The sequence below is a fragment of the Pseudomonas sp. H1h genome (genome assembly GCF_000633255.1).
Taxonomy (GTDB): domain Bacteria; phylum Pseudomonadota; class Gammaproteobacteria; order Pseudomonadales; family Pseudomonadaceae; genus Aquipseudomonas.
In genome coordinates this window covers 1-2618 of the sequence record NZ_AYMJ01000048.1, presented here as the reverse complement: position 1 = coordinate 2618, position 2618 = coordinate 1, and the positions used below count along the sequence as shown (strand labels likewise).

Here is a 2618-nt window from a genome sequence, read left to right as displayed (position 1 = left end):
CCCTGTGAATGTGCTACTGACTTCAGCATTAATTTCGCCTTGGGTTCGGAAAGCCTCAGCCATTCCGATTTCAGCTTGCCCGGCCCATTCCCGATCGAATGGACACGCACTTACAACTCTCGCCTCGACGCCTACGATCAGAGCGAACTCGGCGCTCGCTGGATCAGCGAGTTCACCACACGTTTCGACTGCGTGGATGATGGCCTGACCTTCTACGGCGCCGATGGCCGCGACCATAGCTATCCATTGCCCAAAGTCGGTCTGTTTCACTACGACGCCATTGAAAACATCACCCTGGTTCGCAGTGGCGAGGAGCAGTTGCTGTTGTGCCGTGGTTTCGAACGCAAGGAAACCTACGTCCGCCGTGGCCAGCGCTTTGTGCTGAGCAACATCTCCCTGCGCAACGGCGCCGGGGTCATGCTGCATTACGAGCATCGTCACGGCGAACACTCGCTGCTCTCGGACCTGATCACTTATCAGGAAAACGACACCAGCAAGGTGCACTTGCACCTCGGCACGATGATCGACGATCACGGCCGGTTTATCGGCCTCTGGGAGATCGTTGACGGCGAACCACTGCGCCAGCTCTGCGCCTATCAGTACGACACCTATGGCGACCTGATTCAGGCGCAGGACGAGAACGGCGCAGTCTGGTCGTATCAGTTTGAGCATCACCTGATCACCCGTTACACCGACCGCACCGGGCGCGGCATGAACCTGCAGTGGGACGGTTCAAGCGCCAAGGCCAAAGCCATTCGCGAATGGGCCGACGACGGCAGTTTCGACACGCGCCTGGAGTGGGACGAAAACATCCGTCTGACTTACGTCACCGATGCGCTCGGCAACGAGACCTGGCACTACTACGACATCCTTGGCTACACCTATCGCATTCGCTACGCGGACGAGCGTTCGGAATGGTTCTTCCGCGACGAGGCCAAGAACATCGTGCGCCGCGTGAATGCCGATGGCAGCACAGATCGCTACAGTTACGATGAGCGCAGCAATCTGCTTGAGCACATCCGCGCCGATCACACGGTGATGCATTACGCCTATGACGATCAGGACTTGCTGATCAAGATCAGCGATGCCGAGGGTGGTCAGTGGCAACGCGCCTATGACGACCAAGGCAATCTGGTTGAAGCGCTCGATCCGTTGGGCAACAAAACCGAATACGCCTACAACAAATCCGGCCAGCCCACCGCGATCAAGGACGCCAACGGCAACGAAAAAACTCTGGACTACAACGACGCCGGGCAGATGGTCGAGTACGTCGACTGTTCGGGCAAGACCAGCGCTTGGGAATACAACGAACTGGGGCAGATGACCTGCTTCACCGACGCTGCCGGCAACGCCACCGAATACGAATACAAGGCCGGCCAACTGGTGCTGATCAAGCACCCGGACAAGACCGAAGAACGCTTTGAACGTGACGCCGAAGGTCGGTTGTTGGCGCATGTCGACGGTCTCGATCGTTGCACCACCTGGAGCTACAGCGCGGCCGGTTTGATCGCCGAACGCATCGACGCTGCCGAACAAACCCTGCGCTATCGCTGGGACCGTCTCGGACGGCTAACGGCCCTGGAAAACGAAAACGAACAACGTGCGCACTTCCACTACGACCCGGTCGGACGCCTGCTCGAAGAACGCGGTTTCGATGGGCGCAGCACGCGTTATCAGTACGACCCACTCACCGGCCGCCTCGCCCAATCGATCAATGGCCAACGCGTCATCTCGTTGAGCTTCGACCCGATGGGTCGCTTGACCGAACGTCGCGCCTCCTTGGGCGACCGGTCGCAAAGCGAAACCTTTGCCTACGATGGCAACGGCAATATGGTGCTGGCCGACAACGCCGACAGCCGCCTGCAATGGTTCCACGACCCAGCCGGCAATTTGCTGCGCGAGCACCAACATTATCTCGGACTGGAAAAGCCCACCGTCGCGATCTGGCAGCACGAGTACGACGTGCTCAACCAACGAGTTGCCACCGTTCGCCCCGACGGCCACCGAGTCAGTTGGTTGACCTACGGCAGCGGCCACTTGCTCGGCCTGCGCCTGGATGAACACGAACTGATCGGCTACGAACGCGACGACCTGCACCGCGAAATCGCCCGCCATCAAGGCAACCACCTGCTGCAAACTCAGAGTTGGGATCCGGCCGGTCGTTTGCAGGAACAGCTGCTGGGACGCAGCGACGACAAATCCACGCTGCTCAAACGCGAATACACCTACGACGCTGCCGGCCAACTGACTGAGATCAACGACAGCCGTCGCGGGCCGCTCGCCTATCGCTACGATCCCGTCGGCCGACTGCTCAGCGCCACCACACGTCAAGGCGTGGAAACCTTCGCCTTCGACCCGGCCGGTAACCTATTGGAAGACAAGGCGACAGAGATTCGCCGCCCGCTGGACCTGACCCCTCCGCGCAGCAAACTGGTCGACAACCTGCTGCGCGAATACGCCGGCACCCACTACGACTACGACGAACGTGGCAACCAGATCCAGCGCTGGCACAACGGCCAACGCAGCGATCTGCGGTGGGATCTGTTTGATCGACTGGTGCATTTCGAGGACCCGCGCCTGAGCGTGGATTTCGCCTACGACGCACTGGGACGCCGCCT

The 2618-nt window shown here is 60.0% G+C and carries 1 protein-coding gene; it reads left to right on the top strand.

What is annotated here, in order from left to right:
* Positions 1–2618, top strand: a 2618-nt coding sequence (locus U862_RS0128785; protein ID WP_029977909.1) for a DUF6531 domain-containing protein, incomplete at both ends; no start/stop codon positions are given.